The 20,853-nt window shown below is 69.1% G+C and carries 21 protein-coding genes and 1 pseudogene; 15 read left to right on the top strand and 7 right to left on the bottom strand.

What is annotated here, in order from left to right:
* The first annotated feature begins 12 nt into the window (after positions 1-12).
* From ABT254_RS38835 to ABT254_RS38770, 14 genes are all read left to right on the top strand, one after another.
* Positions 13-270: a hypothetical protein gene (locus tag ABT254_RS38835; protein ID WP_351481303.1), complete on the top strand. Its 258-nt coding sequence runs from the start codon at positions 13-15 to the stop codon at positions 268-270.
* A 299-nt stretch (positions 271-569) separates the two neighbouring features.
* Positions 570-1,796 carry an ATP-grasp domain-containing protein gene (locus ABT254_RS38830; RefSeq protein WP_351481525.1) on the top strand — a complete coding sequence of 409 codons (1,227 nt, stop codon included), beginning with the start codon at positions 570-572 and terminating at the stop codon, positions 1,794-1,796.
* Complete coding sequence (locus ABT254_RS38825) at positions 1,793-2,938, top strand: MFS transporter (protein ID WP_351481301.1); 1,146 nt, start codon at positions 1,793-1,795, stop codon at positions 2,936-2,938. Before ABT254_RS38830 ends, ABT254_RS38825 begins: the two co-directional genes overlap by 4 nt.
* The gene (locus tag ABT254_RS38820; protein ID WP_351481298.1) at positions 2,935-3,555 is read left to right on the top strand and encodes an HAD family hydrolase; all 621 of its coding nucleotides are present in this window, start codon (positions 2,935-2,937) and stop codon (positions 3,553-3,555) included. Before ABT254_RS38825 ends, ABT254_RS38820 begins: the two co-directional genes overlap by 4 nt.
* A 24-nt stretch (positions 3,556-3,579) precedes the next feature.
* The gene (locus ABT254_RS38815) at positions 3,580-4,449 is read left to right on the top strand and encodes an SPDY domain-containing protein (protein WP_351481295.1); all 870 of its coding nucleotides are present in this window, start codon (positions 3,580-3,582) and stop codon (positions 4,447-4,449) included.
* A 29-nt stretch (positions 4,450-4,478) separates the two neighbouring features.
* Positions 4,479-4,967 carry a hypothetical protein gene (locus tag ABT254_RS38810; protein WP_351481293.1) on the top strand — a complete coding sequence of 163 codons (489 nt, stop codon included), beginning with the start codon at positions 4,479-4,481 and terminating at the stop codon, positions 4,965-4,967.
* Positions 4,968-5,027: 60 nt separating this feature from the next.
* A complete protein-coding gene (locus ABT254_RS38805; protein WP_351481291.1) occupies positions 5,028-5,813 on the top strand; it encodes an SPDY domain-containing protein in 786 nt (261 codons plus the stop codon).
* Between the two features lie 36 nt (positions 5,814-5,849).
* Complete coding sequence (locus ABT254_RS38800; RefSeq protein ID WP_351481288.1) at positions 5,850-6,845, top strand: SpaA isopeptide-forming pilin-related protein; 996 nt, start codon at positions 5,850-5,852, stop codon at positions 6,843-6,845.
* Between the two features lie 256 nt (positions 6,846-7,101).
* Positions 7,102-8,076 (top strand): serine/threonine protein kinase, encoded by a 975-nt coding sequence (locus tag ABT254_RS38795; RefSeq protein WP_351481286.1) that lies wholly within the window; start codon positions 7,102-7,104, stop codon positions 8,074-8,076.
* 47 nt (positions 8,077-8,123) lie between these two features.
* Positions 8,124-8,699 (top strand): ABC-three component system middle component 2, encoded by a 576-nt coding sequence (locus tag ABT254_RS38790; RefSeq protein WP_351481283.1) that lies wholly within the window; start codon positions 8,124-8,126, stop codon positions 8,697-8,699.
* A gap of 5 nt (positions 8,700-8,704) precedes the next feature.
* Entirely contained in the window at positions 8,705-10,720 is a 2,016-nt protein-coding gene (locus tag ABT254_RS38785) for a coiled-coil domain-containing protein (protein ID WP_351481280.1), read from the top strand.
* A gap of 401 nt (positions 10,721-11,121) precedes the next feature.
* On the top strand, positions 11,122-11,475 hold the full coding sequence (locus ABT254_RS38780; protein WP_351481277.1) for an SPDY domain-containing protein: 354 nt from the start codon (positions 11,122-11,124) through the stop codon (positions 11,473-11,475).
* A 107-nt stretch (positions 11,476-11,582) separates the two neighbouring features.
* Positions 11,583-11,873: a hypothetical protein gene (locus ABT254_RS38775; RefSeq protein ID WP_351481274.1), complete on the top strand. Its 291-nt coding sequence runs from the start codon at positions 11,583-11,585 to the stop codon at positions 11,871-11,873.
* Positions 11,874-11,888: 15 nt separating this feature from the next.
* A complete protein-coding gene (locus tag ABT254_RS38770; protein ID WP_351481272.1) occupies positions 11,889-12,707 on the top strand; it encodes an SPDY domain-containing protein in 819 nt (272 codons plus the stop codon).
* 617 nt (positions 12,708-13,324) lie between these two features.
* Here the strand turns inward: ABT254_RS38770 and ABT254_RS38765 are convergent.
* From ABT254_RS38765 to ABT254_RS38750, 4 genes are all read right to left on the bottom strand, one after another.
* Positions 13,325-14,020 carry a hypothetical protein gene (locus ABT254_RS38765; RefSeq protein WP_351481269.1) on the bottom strand — a complete coding sequence of 232 codons (696 nt, stop codon included), beginning with the start codon at positions 14,018-14,020 and terminating at the stop codon, positions 13,325-13,327.
* A gap of 79 nt (positions 14,021-14,099) precedes the next feature.
* Positions 14,100-14,543: a hypothetical protein gene (locus tag ABT254_RS38760; RefSeq protein WP_351481266.1), complete on the bottom strand. Its 444-nt coding sequence runs from the start codon at positions 14,541-14,543 to the stop codon at positions 14,100-14,102.
* A 444-nt stretch (positions 14,544-14,987) separates the two neighbouring features.
* A complete protein-coding gene (locus ABT254_RS38755; protein WP_351481264.1) occupies positions 14,988-16,727 on the bottom strand; it encodes a relaxase/mobilization nuclease domain-containing protein in 1,740 nt (579 codons plus the stop codon).
* On the bottom strand, positions 16,724-17,011 hold the full coding sequence (locus ABT254_RS38750) for a mobilization protein (protein ID WP_351481262.1): 288 nt from the start codon (positions 17,009-17,011) through the stop codon (positions 16,724-16,726). The genes ABT254_RS38755 and ABT254_RS38750 overlap by 4 nt, the downstream gene beginning before the upstream one ends.
* A 927-nt stretch (positions 17,012-17,938) precedes the next feature.
* Here ABT254_RS38750 and ltrA point away from each other — a divergent pair.
* Positions 17,939-19,741 (top strand): group II intron reverse transcriptase/maturase, encoded by a 1,803-nt coding sequence (ltrA, locus tag ABT254_RS38745; RefSeq protein WP_351481260.1) that lies wholly within the window; start codon positions 17,939-17,941, stop codon positions 19,739-19,741.
* A 137-nt stretch (positions 19,742-19,878) separates the two neighbouring features.
* Here ltrA and ABT254_RS38740 read toward each other — a convergent pair whose 3' ends face one another.
* The 3 genes and pseudogenes from ABT254_RS38740 to ABT254_RS38730 form a co-directional block, all read right to left on the bottom strand.
* Entirely contained in the window at positions 19,879-20,115 is a 237-nt protein-coding gene (locus ABT254_RS38740) for a hypothetical protein (RefSeq protein WP_351481257.1), read from the bottom strand.
* 87 nt (positions 20,116-20,202) lie between these two features.
* Positions 20,203-20,394 (bottom strand): hypothetical protein, encoded by a 192-nt coding sequence (locus tag ABT254_RS38735; RefSeq protein WP_285512786.1) that lies wholly within the window; start codon positions 20,392-20,394, stop codon positions 20,203-20,205.
* Positions 20,391-20,853 (bottom strand): annotated as a pseudogene (locus ABT254_RS38730) (hypothetical protein); the annotation flags it as partial. The pseudogene ABT254_RS38730 and the gene ABT254_RS38735, both read right to left, overlap by 4 nt.

The following is a 20,853-nucleotide window of genomic DNA, read 5'->3' as shown; positions in this document are numbered from 1 at the left end:
TGCGGAGACCTCATGCCTGCCGTCGTCCTTGGCCCGAACCGTGCGAGCGGTCGCACTATCACCGAGCAGTTGAACGCCTTCGACGCGCACAACCCGCACGTCTACCGTGCCCTGGACGCATGGCCGCCCGCCGCCTTGCTTCGCCGCCAACTCCCTTACGGAGTCGCCGGGCTGAACAACAACTTCACCGCCCTCTACGCCCGCCGCCTCATCGACGAGCACCCCCACTGGGCCGGCGTGTTCAAACTGCGCCGCCGCCGCGCCGCCTAATGGGCGCGCCTGACAATCCCCTCTCTCCCTCGCTTCCGCGCCCTCCCTCGGCTGGACGAAGGCGGCCGGTCGGGGCGCCGAGTAGGGCTTCGTCAGACACGTGCAGCCTCCCGGGCTGCGTGAGCAGCTTCGGCCCGAGGTCCCACCACGCCGCTGGCCGCGCGTCGGCTGCTCGCCGAGCAGCCGTCCTCCGACGCTGAGGTCCGCCGCCTTCCCACCCTCCGCCTTCCCACCCTCCGATCCCGAGGAGCTTGCTCTTGTCCGACCGCCCTGTCGTCCTAGTCGTTGCCGCAGCCGACATGGAGGCCGAGGCATACCGCGGGTACTGCCTTCAGTCCGTGGCCGCCGCTTATGACGTTGTCTTGATCACCGGCGAAGAGCCGTCGTGGGAGGTTCCGTATCTGCGGGACTGCATAGTCGTGTCCGATCCGACCGACCAGGCGGCGCTGTCCGCCGCCGGCCGGACCCTAGCCGAACGCTACGACCTGGCCGGGGTGTTCACATGGACCGAGTGGTACCTCGTGCCCGTGGCTCGCCTCGCCCGCCAGCTCGGCCTGCCCACCACTGCCCCGGAGGCCATGCAGGCGTGCCGCAACAAGGCCACATCCCGTGCGCTGTTCGCGCGGCACGGCGTGCCGTCGGCTGCTTCGGTGAGCGTGCGCACCCAGGCCGAGGCCGAGGCGGCGGCCCGGCAGATCGGCTACCCGCTCGTGCTGAAGCCCGCCGCGCACGCGGCCAGTATCGGAGTGATCCGCGCCGACACACCCGAACAGCTCACCGCAGCCTTCGCGTTCGCCGACCAGGCGGCCGGGCTCGGGCGAGAGTCCACCAGCGTGCTCGTGGAGGAGTACCTCGACGGGCCCGAGGTCTCGGTCGAGTGCGTGACCTACCGCGGCCGGACCACCGTGGTGGCGGTCACCCGCAAGACGGTCAGCGCTCCGCCTTTCTTCGAGGAACTGGCCCACTGCGTGGCCGCGGCCGACTCGCTGCTCGACGTGTTGACCCCAGTGGCACGGGCCGCGATCCGTGCTCTGGGGATCACCGACGGCGTCTGTCATGTCGAGATGCGGCTGGTCGACGGCCGGCCGCGGCTGGTCGAGGTCAACGGCCGGCTCGCCGGCGACATGATCGGCCACCTCGTCCGACTCGCCACGGGCATCGACCTGCCCCGCGCTGCCGCCGACATCGCCTGCGGCCGAGCCCCCGACCTCACCCCCACCCGGTCCTCGGCCGCGGCGATCCACATGCTCTACCCGGACACCTCCGGCACCCTGCTCCGTCTCGGCTTCGACGGCATCAGCCCGCGCTGGCTGGACCGCGTGCACTTCCAGCACCAGGTCGGCGACCAGCTGCTTCTCCCGGCCGACGGCGGCAACATGTGGACCGCGCGGATCGGCTACCTGATCACCACCGCGCCCACCGCGGACCTCGCGCAGGCCCGCGCCGACCAAGCTGCCCGCCGCATTCAGGTCCACGTCGAGCCCCGAGCGGCCGACGAGCCTGTTGCCGGTGGGCGCCCCGCATGAGCCTCACCGATGTTTCGCTCCGGCGTAGCCGTGTCCTGCTGACCGGCTACTTTCTCGGCCTGGGTGTAGTGATGGCTGTCTGGGGCGCCCGGATGCCAGCCGTGCAACACGCAGCCCACCTCACGACCGGCAGCCTGTCCCTCGTCCTGCTCGCCGCAGCTCTCGGCATGGTCGCCGGACTGCAAGCCGGTGGCCGGCTCGCCCGGCCCGAACGCCTCCCCACGCTCCTGATCGGTGGAGCTGTCGCACTGGCGGCAGCCCTCGCCCTGGTGGGGCAATGCCGGACTTTGGCCTCGCTGCTCGCAGCGGCGCTGGCCTTCGGCGCCGCGCACGGTGTCCTGGACGTCGCCGTCAACACCGGGGCGGTCCGCTGCCAGAACGCCTACGGCAAGCCCATCATGTCGTCCCTGCACGCCGCGTACTCGATCGGCGCGCTCGGCGGCGCCGCCCTGGCCGCCGCCACCGACGGCACAGCCCACAGTGCTCTGTTCCTGACGGTCGGCGCCGCACTGACGGCGAGCGTGTTCGTGACCGGGCCGCGCACCCTCACGCTGAGCGGCGCCGACCCCAAGACCTTCGACCCCCAGGAGGCCGATCGGGACCGGCCGCCGGGGAGGGGCTGGCTGCTGGGTGCGTTGTCGGCTGCCAGTCTGCTAGGGGAAGGAGCGGCAGCCGACTGGGCCGCCGTGCACGTGCACGGCCTGCACGCCGGTACGGCTGTCGCCGCGAGTTCCTTCGCCCTCTACAGCACCGGCATGGCGATCGGCCGGCTGACCGGCGACCGGCTCACGACCCGCTTCGGTGCCTCTGCCGTGGTCCGCGCCGGCGCGGTCCTCGCCGCTGCCGGACTGGCCACCGGCGTCCAGGCCGACAGCGTGCCTGCGGCGCTTGCCGGCTGGGCGGTCTTCGGGCTCGGCCTGTCCGGCACCATCCCCTCCCTGATCACCGCCGCCGGCAGCTGCGGGCCGAGAGCCGTCGCCACGGTATCCGTCACCGGCTACCTCGGCCTGCTCGCTGGCCCCGCCCTCATCGGCGCCCTCGCCAGCATCACCGCCCTGCCCACAACCCTGCTGCTGCCCGCCTTCCTCGCAGCCGCCGTCGCTGCCCTCGCTCGTCGCGCCCTGGAGAACACCACCCCTTGACCCGCCCCACCAGCCTTGATGCCGTCATCCTCGACTACAACGGCGTCATCGGACTGCAGCCCACCCGCGCCCACTGGCTTCGACTGGCCCGCACCGCCTCCTGGCCCGAAGACGATCTCGCAGGCTTCCAGCGAGCTTTCTGGAACGCCCGCGACCTCTATGACGCCGGCCAGCTCAGCGACCTTGCGTACTGGGCACACGTCCTTGGCGCCCACCCCGGCTCCCGCCTGCTGCGCGAACTCCTCGCCGCGGACACAGCCATGTGGACCGAGACCGACGAGAGAGTCCTGACCGTCCTACGCCGCGCCCACGCCACCGGACTGCCGATGCTGCTGCTGTCCAACGCACCCGCCCACCTCAGTAACGTGCTCGACACCCACGAATGGCGCCTCATGATGACCCAGGCGCTCTACTCAGCCCGACTTCAGGCGTGCAAGCCCGACCCGGCCGCCTACCACCACGCTCTGCAGGCCACCGGAGTTCGCGATCCACGACGCGTTCTGTTCGTGGACGACCGTGCCGACAACTGCCAGGCCGCTGCCCGCTTGGGCCTGCGGACGCTGCACTACACCGGCTCCAGCGATGCCCTTCAAGAAGCCCTGGTGCTCGCTGCCTGACCCACCTTCACCATTCAGGAACCTGTGACCTCTCACGACGACCTGCCCACGATTGACGGAGACGTCTTCGTCTCTCCGCGCCACCTCGCCTCGACCACCGGGATCGGCGACCCCGCCCTCGCCCCGCTCATCGACCTCGGCTGGGACCTTAACAACGACGACCTAGGCAACGCCTACGTCAACGCCCCCGACCGCAAGGTCCGCCTGGGCTACCTTCCCGAGGGCGAGGATGACGGGCTCTGGCGCATCAACGCCTACCGGGATCCGTTCGGACCACCGACTTGGGGCGTCTGTTTCAACGACCGCGTCCCCACCGAGTTCGTCCAGGCGTTCACCACGGTCCTCGCCACGGCGTATAGGCAGGGGCCAGACACTTACCTGGCGCGGCCGGTCTCCGGAACGGACGAGCACGATCCCTTCCTCGCCGTCGTGCCCCTGCTGAAACAGGGTTGGGAGATCGACCGCCCGCGCTGGGGCGTCTTCGCCATCCAGGCCCCGGACGGACTCGCCGGCCTCGAGTTCACCACCGGCGACCTCGACCCGGAAGCCGAACTGACGACGCGGGACGCCCGCTGGCAGCTGTGGGCGGGCAAGTCCATCGGTCGGCCCGTCTGGTACGCCACGGCCAGCACCGACACCCCCGTCGCCCTGCTCACCGCCGTCACCGAGTGCGTCGCCGATCCGGCTCTGCTGCCCCGGTGGCGCGAGGCGACCTTTAGCTACATCAAGGGCATGGCCCAGCTCACCCCGATCCTGCCGCCGGCATCGCTGGCCCCCACCCCGCTCGACGTGCACCGGGCCGCCGCATCCCGCCGCCTGGCCGCGCTCCCCGCGGCCAGCGTCCCGCGCTGGAGCACCACCAGCCGACCGGCCCTGCCCGGTCCACGCCGATAGACCCTGCCCGACCCCTACCGGAGACCCTCTTGTCCCTGCAGGCCCCGGAGTTCTTCGCCGAGCTATGCCTTCCCTTCCACGACAGCACCGTCGTGGGCAACACCTACTTCGCCGCCCCTGTCCCCGGCGTACCGCTGCGGCTGCGGATCGATTTCACCCGCACCATCCACGCGGACACCTACGGCGGCCTGCGCCTGGCAGTCGTCCACCCGGACCGCGGCGAGATCGACGCAGTCGCCCTCAGCTTCCTTGACCACGGCACCTTCCATCGCCGCGACGAAGCGGACAACACCGGGCCGAACACCAAGCAGTACGGCACCTTCGACACGTACCACAGCCCCGGGCGGCCACCGTGGGAGGGAGCCGTCACCACCGGGTTGCGCGACGCCGTGGAGCAGTACACCGCCGTCTGGTTCCCCGGTGCCTGGGCCGCGTCCGCGTCGAGCCGCACCGCTGGCCGGTCCGCGCACACGGCACCCGCCGCGCCGGTCACCCGCAGCGGCACCCGTGCCCGCTGAGTCGCGCCTACACCGCGAGCCGCGGCGTTCCGCACTCTTCCAGCAGGAGCCCTGCCCGTGATGACCCACCCCTTTGAGGACCTCGACGCGGCCCAGACCGTACAAGTCCTTCCTCGCCACCTCGCTGGGCCCGGCACCGTCGACCCGCGTACTGCTTGGGCCTTCCCCTACGACGAGGGCTGGCTGTTCGCCCGGACCGACGAAGGCACGGCCGCCGCGTTCAGCCCGTGCCTGCGGCTGCAGACCACCTATGACCCCCAACCCGACAAGCCCGGCAAGGGCACGTGGACCGTCAGCGCGCACCGGGCCCCGTTCACCCCGCCGGCCTGGCGGATCACCTTCGACGCCACCACTCCCGTCGAACTGCTGCATGACGTCCACATCGAGCTGCTCGACCTCTACCTCGAAGACCGGCACAGCGACCACGATCGGCTGTTCCAGGACGAGACGGCGCCGCACGAGGCGTACGTGCCGCTGCTCACCCGCGGGTGGAGCCACGACGTCAAGACCGACGGCACACAGACGTTCCTCACCCCGGAAGGACTCGGCGGCCTACGCCACCGCTACGCCATCAGCGGCTCCAGCGGGCCAGCCTGGCGGGCCTGGGGCGGGTACCCCAGCGAGCCGCACTGGAGGGCGCACTTCTCGTTCGGCACGCCCACCACGCTCGTCGCGGCCTTCACCGCCTCGCTCATCTCCACCGAGCCACTGCACCGCACCGTCCAGGACGTCCCTGTCCACACCCGCGCAGCCCTCTACGTCGCCACCACGACCACCAAGCAGCCGAACGGCAACACACCTGTCGCCTCGCCACCTCCCGCCCCGGTCTCTGGCCGAACCCGCTGACCTTCCCCGCCCCCTGACCAAGGAGTCCTCCTCCTCGTGCACGCACGATTCGTCCAATCCGCCGCCGTCGCCGTCGCGGTGACCGGCACCCTCACCTGGGCGCCGGCCGCGAGCGCTCAGCCCTCCGAACCGACCCCCTCGGCCTCCGCCGAGACGCCGGCCGCAGACGCGGGCAGCGTCGAGATCACCACCAGGGACACGGCCGGGGACACGCTTCCCGGCGCCACGTTCCTCCTGCTCGACGCCGTCGGCGAAGAAGCCGGACGCGGCAAGACCGACGCACACGGGAAACTGACCTTCTCCGACCTTGCGCCGGGCGTCTACCGCCTCAAAGAATTCTCCACCGGCAGCAGCCTTCACGACACCGCCGATGACCAGGACGTGATCGTCACTCCGGGCACCGCCACCCGGCTCACGATCGTCGACCCGTTCAAGGCCGCCTCGGTCCTGCTGAAGGGTAAGGACGACAAGACCGGCAAGCTGCTGGCCGGATCCACGGTCAACATTGGCAGCGGCGACAAGACCATCCTGACGCTGACCACTGGCGCAGACGGAACGGCCAGCGGCAAGCTGCCCATCAACTCCCGTACCGGCACGGGCTTCTGGGTCAAGCAGGTGAAGGCTCCTGCCGGCTACAACATCTACAAGCCCTCGAAGGCGTTCAAGGCCAAGCCGGGCGATCCCGTGACCGTGACCGTCACCAACGCCAAAACCGCCACTACCTCGCCGTCCACGGAGAAGCCGACAGACAAGCCCACCGAGAAGCCGAGCCACAAGCCCTCCCCGGACAAGCCCGGCAAGGATGAGGACACCCCGGCGCCGTCTGCCTCGGGTACTCCGACATCCAACGAGACGGCGTCGAGCACCGCGGCGCCTGCTCCCGCCAGCTCGCTCGCGCACACCGGCGCCGACGCCACCCCGTGGCTGATCGGCGGCGCCGGAGTCCTGATCGTCGCTGGCGGAGGCGCCCTCTTCGCGGCCCGTCGCCGACGTACGGACAACTCCACCGACGACGGCTCCTCCGCGAGCTGACCTCATCCGGGGGCTTTGTCATGGGCGCGTGTCCGGTGTGAGTAGAGGCGGGGCACCCCTAATGCGCGCGTGACCCCTGCGTTGCGCGAGGCCGAACCGTGAAGGCTCGTACGGACCGGGATACCGACGACCGCAAGCACCTTGATCGAGTGATTCCGTAACACGTACGCTGACGGCCGTTACTGTGTGTGGCGCAGAGTGAACAGCCCGCTGAACGCGGTTCGCTCGAGTTGCCTGCGGGATACGGGGGTGCAGGTTGGACAACTCCATGCCGGTGGCAGCTGGTGTTCCGCCCATCCATTTCGGAGTGCACGAACTGCGGACCGGAAGCGCGGACGGGGCACGGGCCGACTTCGAGAAGATGCTCGCGCAGCTCGCGAGTGCGACCAATCCGAACGTCCGGATGATCGCCGCGAATCCGGGCGACTGGGGAATCGACGCTTTCGCCGGTGACCTCGGGGGCGCCATCACGGTCTGGCAGTCCAAGTACTTCATGCCGAAGACCACAATCAGCCAGTCGCAGCAGATTCGCGAGTCCCTCGCGAACGGGCTGAAAGCCGCGGCGGCCAATGGTCACACCATCGTGCTCTGGATCCTGTGCATCCCCTCCAGCATGGACGGGCCGGCAGCCCAATGGTGGGACGGCTGGAAGAAGCGGCAGGAGAAGGCGCATGGCCTTGTCATCGAGCTGTGGGACGAGACCAAGCTCGTGAAGAAGCTGCTGAGCCCCGAAGGTGACCAGGTACGCCGCGCCTATTACGAACCCTTCACGGCGCCCGCCGCCCCCGCCCAGGAGCAGATACGCGTCGTGCTGGACGTGGAGGAGGACAAGGCGGCGGCGCTCGACTCGGCTCTGTTCGTGCGCCAGATGATCGAGGCCGGCCACGTCGAACTGGACTCGGCGAAACGGCAGTTCTTCAACGCTGACCTAGTGGCGCGCGAAGTCGCGCACAAGGGCGTGCCTGCTGAGGTTGCCGCGCTGAGCTCTGCTGACGCCACCCTTCACGGGGTGTGGGAGATGCAGTTCAACGAGTGTTCGGCCGAGGGCACCCTCGCTGCTCTGCACGGCCGGGTATGGCGCGAGGTGCGCGGCGAGCACGACAAACTGCCCAAGGTGCTGCGTCTGGAGGTGACGCACAGCTGGGGTCTGGTCCACCGGCTGGTCGACAACCGTCGGGCAGGGTGGGTCACGCACTGGCGGCAGATCGCGAGCGGTCATGCCGACGACTGAGGTTTCGCGTCCGTCCGTACCGCTCGACCACTGATGAGGAGCATGCCGTGCAAGCAGACCGGCCGGTTGTGATGCCCGAGGACGAGGTACCTTTCCGTCTCGCTCAACTGCTGCTGCTCCTTGACGCCGTCGCCAAGCAGGACGCAAACGGGGCGACCCTGGAACGCATCGGGTACTACGACTTCCTGTCCGCGAACCCCTTCCTCGTAGTTCCCTCCGAGGGCCGGGACGCGAGTCTTCTCCGGCTGGCCGGATTCGACCCGCAGGTCCTTGCCTACGCGTCCTCTTCACAGCGATTCACGAGCCGGCGAGAACGGATCCAGCACGACTTGGCGCTCCTGGTGGCCTATGGGTGCTGCCAGGTCCGAAATCGCAACGGCTCCCTCACCTACTTGATCACAGAGGCCGGTCAGCACCTCGGCGGGCAGTTCACCGCCACCTACGCCACCTCCTTTGCTACCGCCGCCGACATCGTCGTCCGCCAGCTCCGCAAACTCAGCGACAAAAGGCTGCGCGAGCAGACCGCGCGGTGGCTCAGGCCGGACGGACCCGACGGACCCGCGGCTGCCCTCATGAGCGTCCTGGGGCCAGGCCCGTTGCTGGAAATGTCCTGGGAGGGATGATCACCATGGAGCCGCTTCCCGGCATCCGGATCCGCCGTCTGCGCCTGGTCGGCATGGAGCGGTCCTACGACGTCGATTTCACCGCCGAACAACGGGTACGGAACCTCTCCGTCATCGCCGGGGCATTCAGCTCCGGCAAAACAGCGGTCCTGGAATTCATCGCATACGGGCTCGGCGCGAAGCGGCACCCCCGCCACCAGGAGGTGCTGCGAAGGGTCCGTTCATGCCTCCTGGAGGTCGAGCTCTCCGGCGAGCCGCACGTGATCGAGCGGTCGGTCGGAGAGCCTTCGAAGATCGCCTTCGTACGCCGCGGAACGCTCGACAGCAGGCCCACCTCCAGGGCAGAGAGCAGGCCCATCGACCCGCCCGGGGCACCGGAGAGCCTGTCCTCCCTCCTCCTGAGTCACTGCAAGCTCGAAGGCGTCCAGCTACGCGAAGCGCCCACCAACAGCGAATCCCGCACGGACCCGCTCAGCTTCCGCGACTTGATGTGGCTCGCCTTCCTGCCCAACGAACGTGTCGCGGACAAGAACTTCCTGTTCGAGAACGACTACATGCGCAAGCACAAACTGCGGCAGGTCGTCGACGTCGCCTTCGGGGTCCACGACTACCGCGCTGTCGAACTTGGCCAGCGCATCCAGGAACTCGGCGGCCGGCTCAACCGAGCCAAAGCCGAACTCGCAGCAGCCCGTACCTTCGTCGTGGAGCAGGCTCCCACCGCACTGGACGGTGAACCCACACCTGCCGTCCACGAACAGGAGCTGGCTGACATCACGAGCCAGCTCACGGAGTTGGACCGCCGGGCGCAGGCGGGAACGGAGTTCGCGGCCCAGCTGCGCCGCCAGCACAAAGAGGCGGCCCAGACTTCTCACCGGGCGGCAGCGGTCCTGCGGGACTGCGAAACACAGCTCCAACGCCTGATGCCTCTTCGCGCGCAGTACGCCGACGATCTCCTAAAGCTCGGCATGCTCGGCGAGGCACAGCAGATCTTCGACCCCCTGAGCGTCACGACCTGTCCCGCCTGCCTGAACCGGCTATCGGCTCCCCCCACCGCCGACAACGGACGCTGCAGCCTCTGCCGCCACGAAGTGACAGCAGCGGAAGGGACGTTGGTCCTGGGCGCTGCCGACACCGGCAGCCAGGCTGGGGACACCCGGGTGGACGTCGCAGCCGAGACCCGGTCCACCAAGGCCCGCCTCAAGGAGATCACCACCTACATCGATGAGCTCGGCGCCTCGCTCGCCGCACTCAAACTCCGGGCGGAAGAGGCGGCCGTCCGGGAAGAGGAAGCCGCCGCCGCGCTGGACGCCGCGACGTCGCCCTCCGTCTCACCGTTCCTCGCCGCCCGCGACGACCTCCACCGAAGGCGCGAACAGGTCCTGCGCCAACTCGAACAGGCCGAGAGCGCGGTCAAACTCCGCGAAGGACTTGCCAAACGGGCCGACGCCGTGGAACGCCACGAAGCCCAGATCGCCCGTCTCCGCGAGGAACTCGCACGACTCGGAGACGCCTCCCATGACCGCGATCGGGTCATCGCCAAGATCAGCGGCCGATACGGCGAGCTCCTCCGAGCCTGGCGCTACCCCAAGGTCAGTACGCCCTTCATCAAGACCGACCTCACCCCCTTCGTACGCGGTGAGCCGTACCAGGAAGCCTCCTCCGGCGCCCGCACCCTGCTCACCCTGGCCTGGCAGTTGGCCGTCTTCGAAATCGCCGTCGAAGCAGGGGCCGCACACCCGGGATTCCTCATGATCGACAGCCCCCAGAAAAACCTCGGCCACGGCGGCACCCTCGATGCCGTGATCGCGGACGCCGTCGCCATCGACGACTTCTACCACCACCTCTCTCTCTGGCTCGCAGAGCGAGGTAGCCGAGCGCAGCTCATCGTCGCCGACAACAGCCCGCCACCGCTGGTGGAAAGCAGCGTGGTGGTGCGCTACAGCCGCAACGAGGACCGTCCGCCGTACGGTCTGATCGAGGACGAAACCAGTGCGGACGAAGAGGCAGAAGCCGACGCGTGAAACGCCCTTCGGCCTTTCCTCGGTGGCAGGCTGACCCCAAAAGGCGCAGCGTCGCGGACAACTCACTCAGCAGTTGAAGCGCGGGCTCGACTCTGGCGTCAGCCCGACAGCCGCGTGTCGGTCAGCATCAGTGGCTGTCAAGGCTCGGACGGATGGGCGGACCATCGCGCGGCAGAGGGCGGCGGAGGCGAGAAGTGATGTCAGCTCCCAGATACGACACCACTCGTTGACATCCAACCTAGTCGCCCAGGCCAACAGGTTGCACACGACTAACTCTGCTGTCAAAGGACAGTTCGCCGGGGGCAGACAGGAAAGATCGCGGAAAGACTGGCCAACGTGCGTGAGGACATGTCAACGTAGACGACCTTGCAAGAAACCCCAGGTCAGAGAGGTGATTGCCCGTGACCGTAGCGCCCGTTGGCCGCGGTTTCTCCACCACCATCGAAGCCCTGCGGCTGCGCGAGTGGCAGCTCGGTCCCGGTCAGCCCACGCTGGTCATGGACCAGTTCTCCGCAGAGGACTTCCATCTGATCGTGGATGACCGCGCGGACGTGCACGTCAGCTCTAAAGACGGCCGGTTCTACCTCGGCTGGTTCCCGCTCGGCCGCCCCGGCACGGACGGCGAGGGATGGAAGATCGCTGTCACCGGCACGGCCAAGGTGCGCGGCTACCACCTGTCGTTCGACACCGAGACGCCGGCCGACATCGTCGCCGCCGCCGTGGCGCGCGTCCTGGAGACTTCACGTCTCCTATGACAGCGCGGACACCGACAGATAGCCGGAGCCCTGCGAGCGGTCGGCAGTCTGCAGGCCGCCGACCCGTTTCCACTGCTCCCCGTTTCCCGTACCCCAGGAGGCTTTTAGTGACGTCCCCAGAGATGACCGTCGGCGACCTCATCGACCTGCTGTCCGGCTGCGACCGGAGTGCTCCGGTCCGCCAGGCCATGAACCCCTTCTTCCCGATGGCGCACCGCTTGGCGCAGGTCGTGCAGTGGGTGGACGAGAGCGGCACGACCGTCGTCTACCTCGCCGAAGGGCGTGACGAGGACGCACAGCTCGGCCACCTGCCGTCCGAGGTCGCCATCGAGCTGACGTGGCAGGGCCCCGTCCAGGCACCCCCGCGCCGCCCCCGCCGCCGTGCTGGCGGCAACTAGACCTGCACCGAGCCCTTGGAGGCGCCCCTGTACCCCGACTTCCCGCTCGACCCGACCACCCCGCACGGCGGCCAGCCCGCGTTTTGGGTCGGCCCCCGGCAGCTGGCCGGTGATGATGGGCGCCTCTACGACGCCGTCGCCGACACGCTCGCCGGCCTGGGCTGGACGAGCCTGACAATCGTCCGCGGACGGCACGAGCCGGACGAGGCGCCGGAGGACCGCCAGGTCCTGCGCAGCACCGTCCTGCACATCAGCCCCGACGCCCTGCGCTGGGCCCAGTGGAGCCTGGCGGACGAACCGTTCCACCTGGGAGAGCTTCCGGTCGCCTGGCAGATCTCCGCACGCGCCGAGGCGAGCAGTCCGCTCGCGCACTGGTCCGCCTACTTCACCCGCGACGTCCCCGGCGAGGCGGTGGCCGACTTCCTCGTCGCGCTCGACGCCCGCGATCAGCCTGTCGTGCCGCTTGCCGGACCCGAGCTGGTCCTCGACGCTGTCGCCGCACACGGATGGTTCCGCGACATCGATCAGCCCCGGGCGGCAGCGACGGACCCGACGTTCACCTCGCACATCAGCCTCGGCGAGGTGCCGCCCCTCATCCAGGACGCCGACCCCCGGGTCCTGGCCGCCGAGGCTGACGCGGAGGGACCGGCAGGATGGCAGGCGTGGGCCGAGCCGGTGCTCGGCGCACCGTGCCTGTGGGCGGCCTCCTTCGCCGCCAGCGTCCCGCACGACCTCGTGGCAGCCTTCGCCGCGTCCCTCAGTTCGACCGCACCGGTCTTGCGCAGGGTGCTGCCCGAGGCCACCCAGGAGCGACTGCTGCGGGCGCCGGCCTAGCGATCGAAGGCGCCCTTCAACCCAACAGAAGAAGCCCGGTCCTCCATGGAAGATCGGGCTTCTGGCATTCCCTCCGTGACTCGGGCGATTCATCGAATCGGAGGCGGGTGGTGACCCTGGGGACAGGCGCAAGCTGTCGTGCCTGCCCGGCTCCACGGCGGCAAAGTGGGGTGAAGTGGGGGGCGGGTGGTTGTAGCGGTGCAGGTTCCGCACGTGGTATTTCCAGAGCCTCGAATGGGGCAAGGTGGCCACGTTTTGGCGTATCGGTGCCGCTCAACATGTGGTATTCGACGGCTCGTTGAAGTGGGGCAAGATGGCCAAGGTATGGCGTAGCGGTGCCACATTCTCGTGCGGCTGAATGGCTATATGCCTCGATCCGAAGATAACCAGCAGCCAGTCCTTGAAGTCCGTTGCGGTGGCGTGCACGTCGTCGTTCAACGCATCTCGCCCTGGCTGGTGGCGGCCGTCGTCACAGCCTTCGTCACGACGACGGGGAGCGGGCTCGCAGCCTGGATCACGTCCCGTTGAGAACCTGCCGAACCGTGTAGTGGGCGAGCCACACAGCGCTGCTGCCCCCGACCGTCCTTGGTCGGGGGCAGCAGCGCGTCGAAGGCCGGTTAGCTGACTGCTGTGGCCTTGGCGAGGGCTTTGTCGAGGTGGCGGTCGACGAGGGCCGGGGAGCCGGAGACGATCAGCAGCAGGCTGCCGTCGCGGATCGCGGTTTGCTTGACCACGGTGCTCCGTCCTCCGGCGGAGAACGTCAGGAGCTGGCTCCACTGCTCGTCACCGAGGCCGTGGGGCGCAGGCAGCTTCTGCGAGGCCATGTCGGTCGGGGTGCCGCCGGCGACGACCTGGTAGGTCGGGCAGCCGGTCATGGCGTCGAAGATCCGGCCGATGCCGTCGGACAGCTTCTTCGCGCTGTCGCTGTACAGCTCCTCGGAGATCTCCGAGGAGCTGCCGCCGTAGGTGAAGGCTGCCTTCGCCCGGTGGGGGAAGGTGAGCGTGCCGCCGGTCGCCGCGTCGCCGCCCAGCTCGCTCAGGGCAGGGCAGCCGATGACGGTGACGTCATCGTGCTGGGCGGGACGCTCCGGCTTGCGCAGGTAGCCGCTGCCGAGGTCGCTCTGGTCGAGCAGGCGTGACTCCAGCGCGGCCGACCCGAGCGCGGTCGGCTTCCGGACCGCGTCGGCGGGTTTCCCGGTCCGGGCGGAGGAGGTGGTCTGGTGCTTGGCCCCGGTGGTGTCGGTCGAGCAGGCGGGCAGGGCGAGGAGGGCGGCGGTGATGCCGAGGGCGGTGGTGGCGACGCGAACGCGCATGGCGGAACTGACCCCTTGATGCTAGGCGACGGGTGGTCAGTGCGGGCCCGCGGGCCCGGTGGGGTCGTAGGAGTGGTGGTCAGTGCCCGAGGTGGCGCAGGCAGTCCTCGAACGTGGCGTGCGTCGCGTCCGCCGGTCCGCTGTTGCGGTTGTACCAGGCGGTGGTGAGGCGGGTCTCCTGCTGCTGGTGGCCGGCCCTGCACCGCAGCCAGATCTGGTCGCGGGTGGAGAGGATGAGCCAGTCCCGGTACGCGCCGCACTCGGCGCAGGCGGCCATCTCGCCGTCGAGGACGAGGGGCTGCTTCCACGGCATCATCTTGCCGTCGAGCTGGTCGTGGCTCGGCACGCGAAGCTCCGGCGGAAGGAAGTCGTCCACCACGCCGGTCGGCTCGGCGGGCTCCGGTTCGGCCGCTGGCACTCCAAAGCCCGGCGGGACCTGGCCCTGCAGCCGGGCGGCCAGCTCGGCGAATTGCCTCTGAGCTTCGCTCGGTCCCTTCGCCCGGCGGCGTATCCGGTGAAACACCCTGGCGTCCTCCTCTACCTCGTCACCTCGTCCTGCTCGTTTCATGATCGTGCCTTACGCCCCCGGGCGTTTCAATTCACAAAGTCCACAGTCGCCTTCGGCCTGGTCACCAGGGTTGTTCCTGCTTCTCGGTTGCAGGGATGACGTGTTGGACATGCAGCCCGTCTCCGTGCGGCGGGGTGACGTTTGCGGGGTGTGCCCGAACGACACGTCGTCTCTTGCGACCGCTCAACTTCGCGACGCCTACTGGCTCCACTCGCTGCACCGGCGCCATGCCCTTCCGTTCTGCGTGTGTACCAGCGCCAACGCCCCGCATCGCGGACCTGGGCGCCGCCGAGGTCCGGTGTGGCGTACGGCGATGCTGCGGATTGTGAGCGGAGCGGTGGCGCTGTCCCTTCTTTTTTCTCGGCGGTGCGCTGAGACCGCGCGCCGACACCGGCGGGCTCACCGAGTCTTACGCGATATCTCCTCCCCGCTGCGTCGCCTGCTGGGTGCGGAGGGCCTGGACGTCGTCCTGCGCGTTGCGGACCGGCCCCCTGCGGTGTTGGTCTTGGGCAGGCCGGAAGCGTCGGCGGGCAGGTCGGCCGTGCGCCGCATCCGCCACACGAGCACGTCGCTGACAGAGTCCGCGGTGTCGAGTTCGCGGCGTTGTGCGGCGTCGGACAGAAGGGCGGCCGGGTCGTGGCCGGCGGCTTCGGCTTCCGCGATGGTCGCGGCCAGGGCGTACCAGCCGGGCTCGGCCAGGATCTGCTCGGCCAGCTCCGGCAGCGCCTCGCGCAGCAGCACAGTCTGCCGCTGGAGCATCGGCCGGGTCAGACGCCGTCCTCGCTGGTAGAGCACGCCGAGAGGCTCGGCGGAGGCGGCCTGGTAGGCGGAGCGCAGGTGCTCGGCGGCCCGGGCGGCGGCTTCGGCCTGCTGGGCGTGGCCCTTCCTCGCGTGCCAGTGCGCGGCGGCGGTGATGAGGAAGAACAGCATGTCGATCGCCATCGCGGTGGTGGCGCCGTCCTCACCGCGGCCGAGGGCGGTGCCGCCTTGGACCAGTTCGCGGGCGGCCTGCCGCAGTGCACGGTCATGTCCGCGTACGGCGCGTACGTGGGAGCGGGAGGCCCGCTCGAACGCTGTTGCAGCGTCTCGCAGTTCGCGGCGGGTGTGTGCGGCGGAGGTCTTCGCGAGCGCATCCAGGACCTCGCCGGCGGCGGCGATGTGGGCGGCGGCGACCGCGTCGTCGCCGTGCTCGACGATGAGCACGGCCTGCCACGCGGCCGATGCCGCCCTGCGGCGGGCGGAGGCCGGGGTGCCGGGCCCCGTCCGGACCGTGTCCTCCCGCCGTGGCGTCGGACCGGTCCCGGTGTCGCCGGACCAGCGCTCCCGGATGCGGGGCAGCGACAGATCGGGGGCCAGGCGCGCGCCGGGGTAGAAGACCGGCTCGCCGTCCTTGTTCAGGTCGTCGGGCAGAGCGACCTTGTATCCGAGGAGGTCTCCGGAGGGCGCGGCGCGCTTACGGATCAGGAGGCCGGCGGCGGCGAGCCGGTCGAAGAACTCCTCGTCACTCCTCGCACCGGACACCGCGCGCCGTACCGTCTCGCGCAGCTCCTCGCGGGCGGTGCGCTCGCGACCCTGGCGTTCGGCCTTGTGCCGTTCGGCACTGGTGGGCCGCTGTGCGGCGGTGCCGTCGCCGGGGGCGACCTGCCGGAGCCCGAGTTCCTTCTCGATGAGACGGGCTTCGGCCTGCGCCCGTTTGCCGGATCGGTGGTGGTCGGGGCGCCGGCCGTCTTCGCGCACGAGGGTGGCAACGATGTGGATGTGGTCGTCAGCGTGCCGCACGGCGGCCCAGCGGCAGCCCGCGCCGTCGCGCGGGTCGATCCCCGTAGCGGCGACGATGCGACGCGCGATGTCCGCCCACTGGTCGTCGGTCAGGATCGGGTCGTCGGGCGCAGCACGCACCGAGCAGTGCCACACGTGCTTGTCGGGGCGTTGATCCGCGGCAAGGAGATGGAGGGGCTGGTCGAGCAGGTGCCCGAGATCCTCCTTGGTAGCTGTCGCATCGCGTCCGGGGTCAGGCGACATGCCGTCGAAGGAGGCGACGAGATGTGGATCGACGTGTTCCTCGTGGGTTCCCTTGCCGTAGAGGTAGTACAGCAGGCCCAGGGTGTGGCTGCCCTGCTTGTGGATCTGTGGAATCAAGGCGCCTCGTCTGCCTGCCGGTTGGCTACCTTGTCGGCAGCAATCCTCACCGCGTCGGCCGCTCGGTGGACGTCGGCCACCACCTGGGTCAGCTGGGGAACGTCACCGCCGGAGTTGAGGATCTTGGCGGCTTGATTGAGGTTGCTGCCGGCCCAGCCGAGCTGCCGCCTCATCGCGAACAGTTCGGTGAGCACATCGCGTTCGGTGGCGATGGCGGCGGCGGTACGGGACCGGTCGCGGGCCATGGCTAGCCCGGCGTAGGCGAGGAACCCCGCCACGCTCATACCGGCGGCGTCTGCTCCGGCCTGGATGAGAGAGAGCTCGGACGGGTTGAGGCGGACGCTGTGCGCGCGACGCTGCTTCTTGTCGCGCGGACGCGCTCGCCCCTTCGGCCGCCCTTTGGGGGCGGCTTTTGGCTGCGATCCGCCCTCGGTCGCAGCCTTCCCGACTGGCGCCCCCTGGTGCCAGTCGGGCCCCGCTACCCCAGGGGCGGGGACGGGTTCGGACACTGCCCCCTCGGGGGAGTGTCCGAACCTCCATCTTGCTGTGCGACGTGAGGCCGCATTTTCAGAAGTGAGGTGGTTCTCGTGGAGAGGTTCTGACAAAGGAATTTCCTCCGAATCAGTGTCTGGATTCGTCCCCGCGCTCACATGCGTCGCCGGTGACGGTGGGGTGTGAAGCTGAGCGTTCACGCCCAAGGGCTTCTCGGCCATCGAGGGCCACAGGCAAGGGGAAGGCTGGACGGGCGAACGAGAGTGAACTCCTGGCTGATGCCTCGGGATATGGGAGCCCCGGGATGGTTTGTTTCGCGGGGTAGGGCCCGGTGCTGCAAGGCACAGGCGGCTTCCGGTGCAAGCAACACCGGAAGTAGGGCACCGCTGGCCACGGGGTATAGGGAGCGCCCACCCCAGCCGCAGCTTCGGAATGCGGAACATGGAAACCCTGTCGGGGTCCGGGATCCGGTAAGCCGACCGCAAGGGAGGCCCAACTCCCCAGCAGGAACAGGATGGTCCAAGAAGCGAAGGCCGGTTGGTCGAAAGGCCAGGGGAAACCGGGCAGCGGTACTCTCCGCCCGCTGCCCGCCATAACCCGCCGGATACGGGCCCTTGGTGGCCCGGCCTGAAAGGGCGCCCACGTGGACCAGGTGAGCCTTTGAAGCTCCAACGCGAAGAAACCGGAACCAAGGGACAAGTTAGATACCGGAGGCGCACATGAGTACCACAGTGGCAGCGCGTACTGCCCGCGCGCCCGAGGTGAACGGACCTGAGGACGCTTCGCCCACGCAAGCCTGGTACAGCATTGACTGGCCGGAGTGTGAGCGGAATGTACGGCGGCTGAGGCAGCGGATCTTCAAGGCGTCGCGGGAAGGGGACCTGAAAAAGGTCCGGAACTTGCAGAAGCTCATGCTGCGAAGCCGCAGCAACACGCTGGTGAGCGTGCGGCGGGTGACGCAGCAGAGCAGTGGTCGCAAGACCGCTGGCATCGACGGGGAACGCGCCCTCACTCCGGCGGCGCGGGCCAAACTGGCAGCTCACAGCCACCGGTTGGCCACTCCGTGGAAGGTCCAGCCGGTCAGGCGCGTGTACATCCCCAAGGCGAACGGCAAGCAGCGCCCGCTCGGTATCCCGGTCATCCGTGACCGGGTGCTCCAGGCTCGCGTGAAGAACGCGCTGGAACCCGAGTGGGAGGCCCGGTTCGAGGCGAGATCGTACGGATTCCGCCCCGGACGTGGCTGCCAGGACGCGATCTCGGCCATCCGGGCCTCCACGCGGGGCCCGAGGGCGAAGCGCCGCTGGGCGCTGGACGCGGACCTGGAAGGGGCCTTCGACCGCATCAGTCACGACCACCTGATGGCCGCGATCGGGCAGTTTCCCGCCAGGAACCTGCTGCGGGCGTGGTTGCGGGCCGGCGTGATGGAGAACGGCCGCTGGGCGCCGACCGAGGAGGGGACTCCCCAGGGCGGTGTCGTCAGCCCTTTGCTGCTGAACATCGCCTTGCACGGGATGGAAGAGGCCGCAGGATTCCGTTATGAGCAGCACAAAGGGCGGGAGACTCATACCGCCCCAGGAGTACCCGTGTTGGTCCGTTACGCCGACGACTTCGTGGTGTTGTGCCACAGCAAGGAGGAGGCATATCGGGTCAAGGAGGATTTGATGGCCTGGCTTGCCCCCAGGGGGCTGCGCTTCAACGAGGCCAAGACCCAAGTGGTACACCTCGACGAGGGGTTCGACTTCCTGGGATTCACCGTGCAGCGGCACGGCGACATGCTGGTCATCAGGCCGAGCAAGGCAGCGTGCAACAAACTCCGGAAAAGGTTGCGGGCGGACATACGTGCCCTGCGGGGCGGTCCGGCCAAAGCCGTTGTCCGCACGTTCAACCCGGTGGTGAAGGGCTGGAGTGCGTACTACCGGGGTGTGGCGTCGCATCGGGTGTTCTGCTCGATGGACTTCTACATGTTCACGCTGCTCTACAAGTGGGCGAAATACAGTCACCAGTCCCGTTCGGGGCTGTGGATCAAACGCCACTGTTTCGGCCGGTTCAACAAGTCCAGGCGCGACAACTGGGTGTTCGGTGACCATGCGAGTGGGGCCTATCTCCAGAAGTTTGCCTGGACCCGCTATACCCGCCATGTCCCGGTGAAGGGGGCGGCGTCTCCGGACGACCCGGCCCTGAAGGGCTATTGGCGGGCGCGTCGCCGCATCAAAGCGCCACCGCCGATGGGAAAGACCAGTCTCATGCTGGCGGCGCGACAGCGGGGCACGTGTCCCCTCTGCCGTGAAGCTCTGATCGAAGGAGCCGAATACGAACCGGACAACGTCCGAGAATGGATTGCCTGGTTCTCGGCGTCGAGGAAGCTGCTCAACAAGCACCACCTCGTTTACCGCAGAGACGGCGGTACAGACGCACGAGCCAACCTCCGCCTCGTGCATGCCGATTGCCATCGTCAGCATCATGCAAACGACGGAAATCGGACCGTAAGTTCCTGTCCCACGAAGCCCAAGTGGCTTGCTTGAGCCGGATGCGGTGAAAGCCGCACGTCCGGTTCTGAGGGGGCCGGGACGCAGCGATGCGTCCCGGCTACCCGACCGCCCCGAGACCGAGTTGGGGTCGCGAGCAGGTTGCGGGGTGGTGCCGTTCTGGGTGGAGTTCGTCATCGGATTTCGGGCCTCACGGTGCGGGTGTGGTGCTGGATGGTCGCCGCCAGCGCGACGATGTCGGTCGGCCCTCCGAGGATGCGGACGGGTCCGTCGGGCCTGTCCTGGATGTGCCACTGGTCGGTCGGCACGAGGACGGCGGCGTGCAGGAGCCGCCGGTGGACCAGGACGTCCGCCCAGGCGCTGGCCTCGGCGGCGGTGGGCTCGGAAGAGCGATGGGGACGCGGAACCACTGCGTGTCTCCTGGAGCGGGGCGGCGGCCCGGCACAGAGCCAGGCCACCGGTTGCGGATAGGGGTGCTGAGCTGGGGCTTTGCTGGTTCAGCCGCACTCGGAGCAGCGCCCGACGTGACTGTTGAGCGCACGGGCCATCCGCTGCTTCGTCGAGGCAGCCTGCGTTGCGCTGGACTTCGCCGAGGGCCTGCCCTCGTGCCGCTTGGAGTGTGCGAGCATGAAGCCGATCTCCCGCTCGTACTCCGCACGAACGGTGTCGAACTGGTGGCAGGTCTTCATCGGACGGTGCTCCGCGTCTTGGTGGTGTCGTCGCTCCGCAGCTCCTGGAGGACGAGGCTCAGCCGGTCGTTCCGGCCGCCCTTCAGGCCCTCGCGGCGGAGGATCTCCCGCAGCTGGACCCGGGTGACGGCCTCGTTGCCATCCCGTTCGAGCAGGGCGGGGACGTGGGGGCGGACCTGCTGGACGAGCTGTTCCACCGACTGCTCCAGCTCGCGAGGCGGGCGCTGTGTCTGCGGAGTGCGGGACCGGCCGCGCTTCCCCTTGCTCTTCGTCCTGGTCTTCGTGGTCGTCTTCCGCCGGAGGGGGACCTTGTGTCCCCGGTCCCCGGTGGGTTCGGTCCCCGTGTCGGTGTCGGTCGGTCCCCGGTCCCCGGTGGGTTCGGTCCCCGTGTCGGTGTCGGTCGGTCCCCGGTCCCCGGTGGGTTCGGTCCCCGTGTCGGTGTCGGTCGGTCCCCGTACG

Source organism: Streptomyces sp. NPDC001137 (assembly GCF_040298885.1).
Taxonomy (GTDB): domain Bacteria; phylum Actinomycetota; class Actinomycetes; order Streptomycetales; family Streptomycetaceae; genus Streptomyces.
This window is presented reverse-complemented; position numbering and strand designations above follow the sequence as displayed.

Excerpts from the sequence above, each read along its gene's own strand:
- ABT254_RS38805 (WP_351481291.1), top strand. The coding sequence starts at position 5,028 with ATGACCCACCCCTTTGAGGACCTCGACGCGGCCCAGACCGTACAAGTC.
- ABT254_RS38830 (WP_351481525.1), top strand. The coding sequence starts at position 570 with ATGGAGGCCGAGGCATACCGCGGGTACTGCCTTCAGTCCGTGGCCGCC.
- ABT254_RS38785 (WP_351481280.1), top strand. The coding sequence starts at position 8,705 with ATGGAGCCGCTTCCCGGCATCCGGATCCGCCGTCTGCGCCTGGTCGGC.
- ABT254_RS38825 (WP_351481301.1), top strand. The coding sequence starts at position 1,793 with ATGAGCCTCACCGATGTTTCGCTCCGGCGTAGCCGTGTCCTGCTGACC.
- ABT254_RS38765 (WP_351481269.1), bottom strand. The coding sequence starts at position 14,020 with ATGCGCGTTCGCGTCGCCACCACCGCCCTCGGCATCACCGCCGCCCTC.
- ABT254_RS38835 (WP_351481303.1), top strand. The coding sequence starts at position 13 with ATGCCTGCCGTCGTCCTTGGCCCGAACCGTGCGAGCGGTCGCACTATC.
- ABT254_RS38750 (WP_351481262.1), bottom strand. The coding sequence starts at position 17,011 with ATGAGCGTGGCGGGGTTCCTCGCCTACGCCGGGCTAGCCATGGCCCGC.
- ltrA (WP_351481260.1), top strand. The coding sequence starts at position 17,939 with ATGAGTACCACAGTGGCAGCGCGTACTGCCCGCGCGCCCGAGGTGAAC.
- ABT254_RS38735 (WP_285512786.1), bottom strand. The coding sequence starts at position 20,394 with ATGAAGACCTGCCACCAGTTCGACACCGTTCGTGCGGAGTACGAGCGG.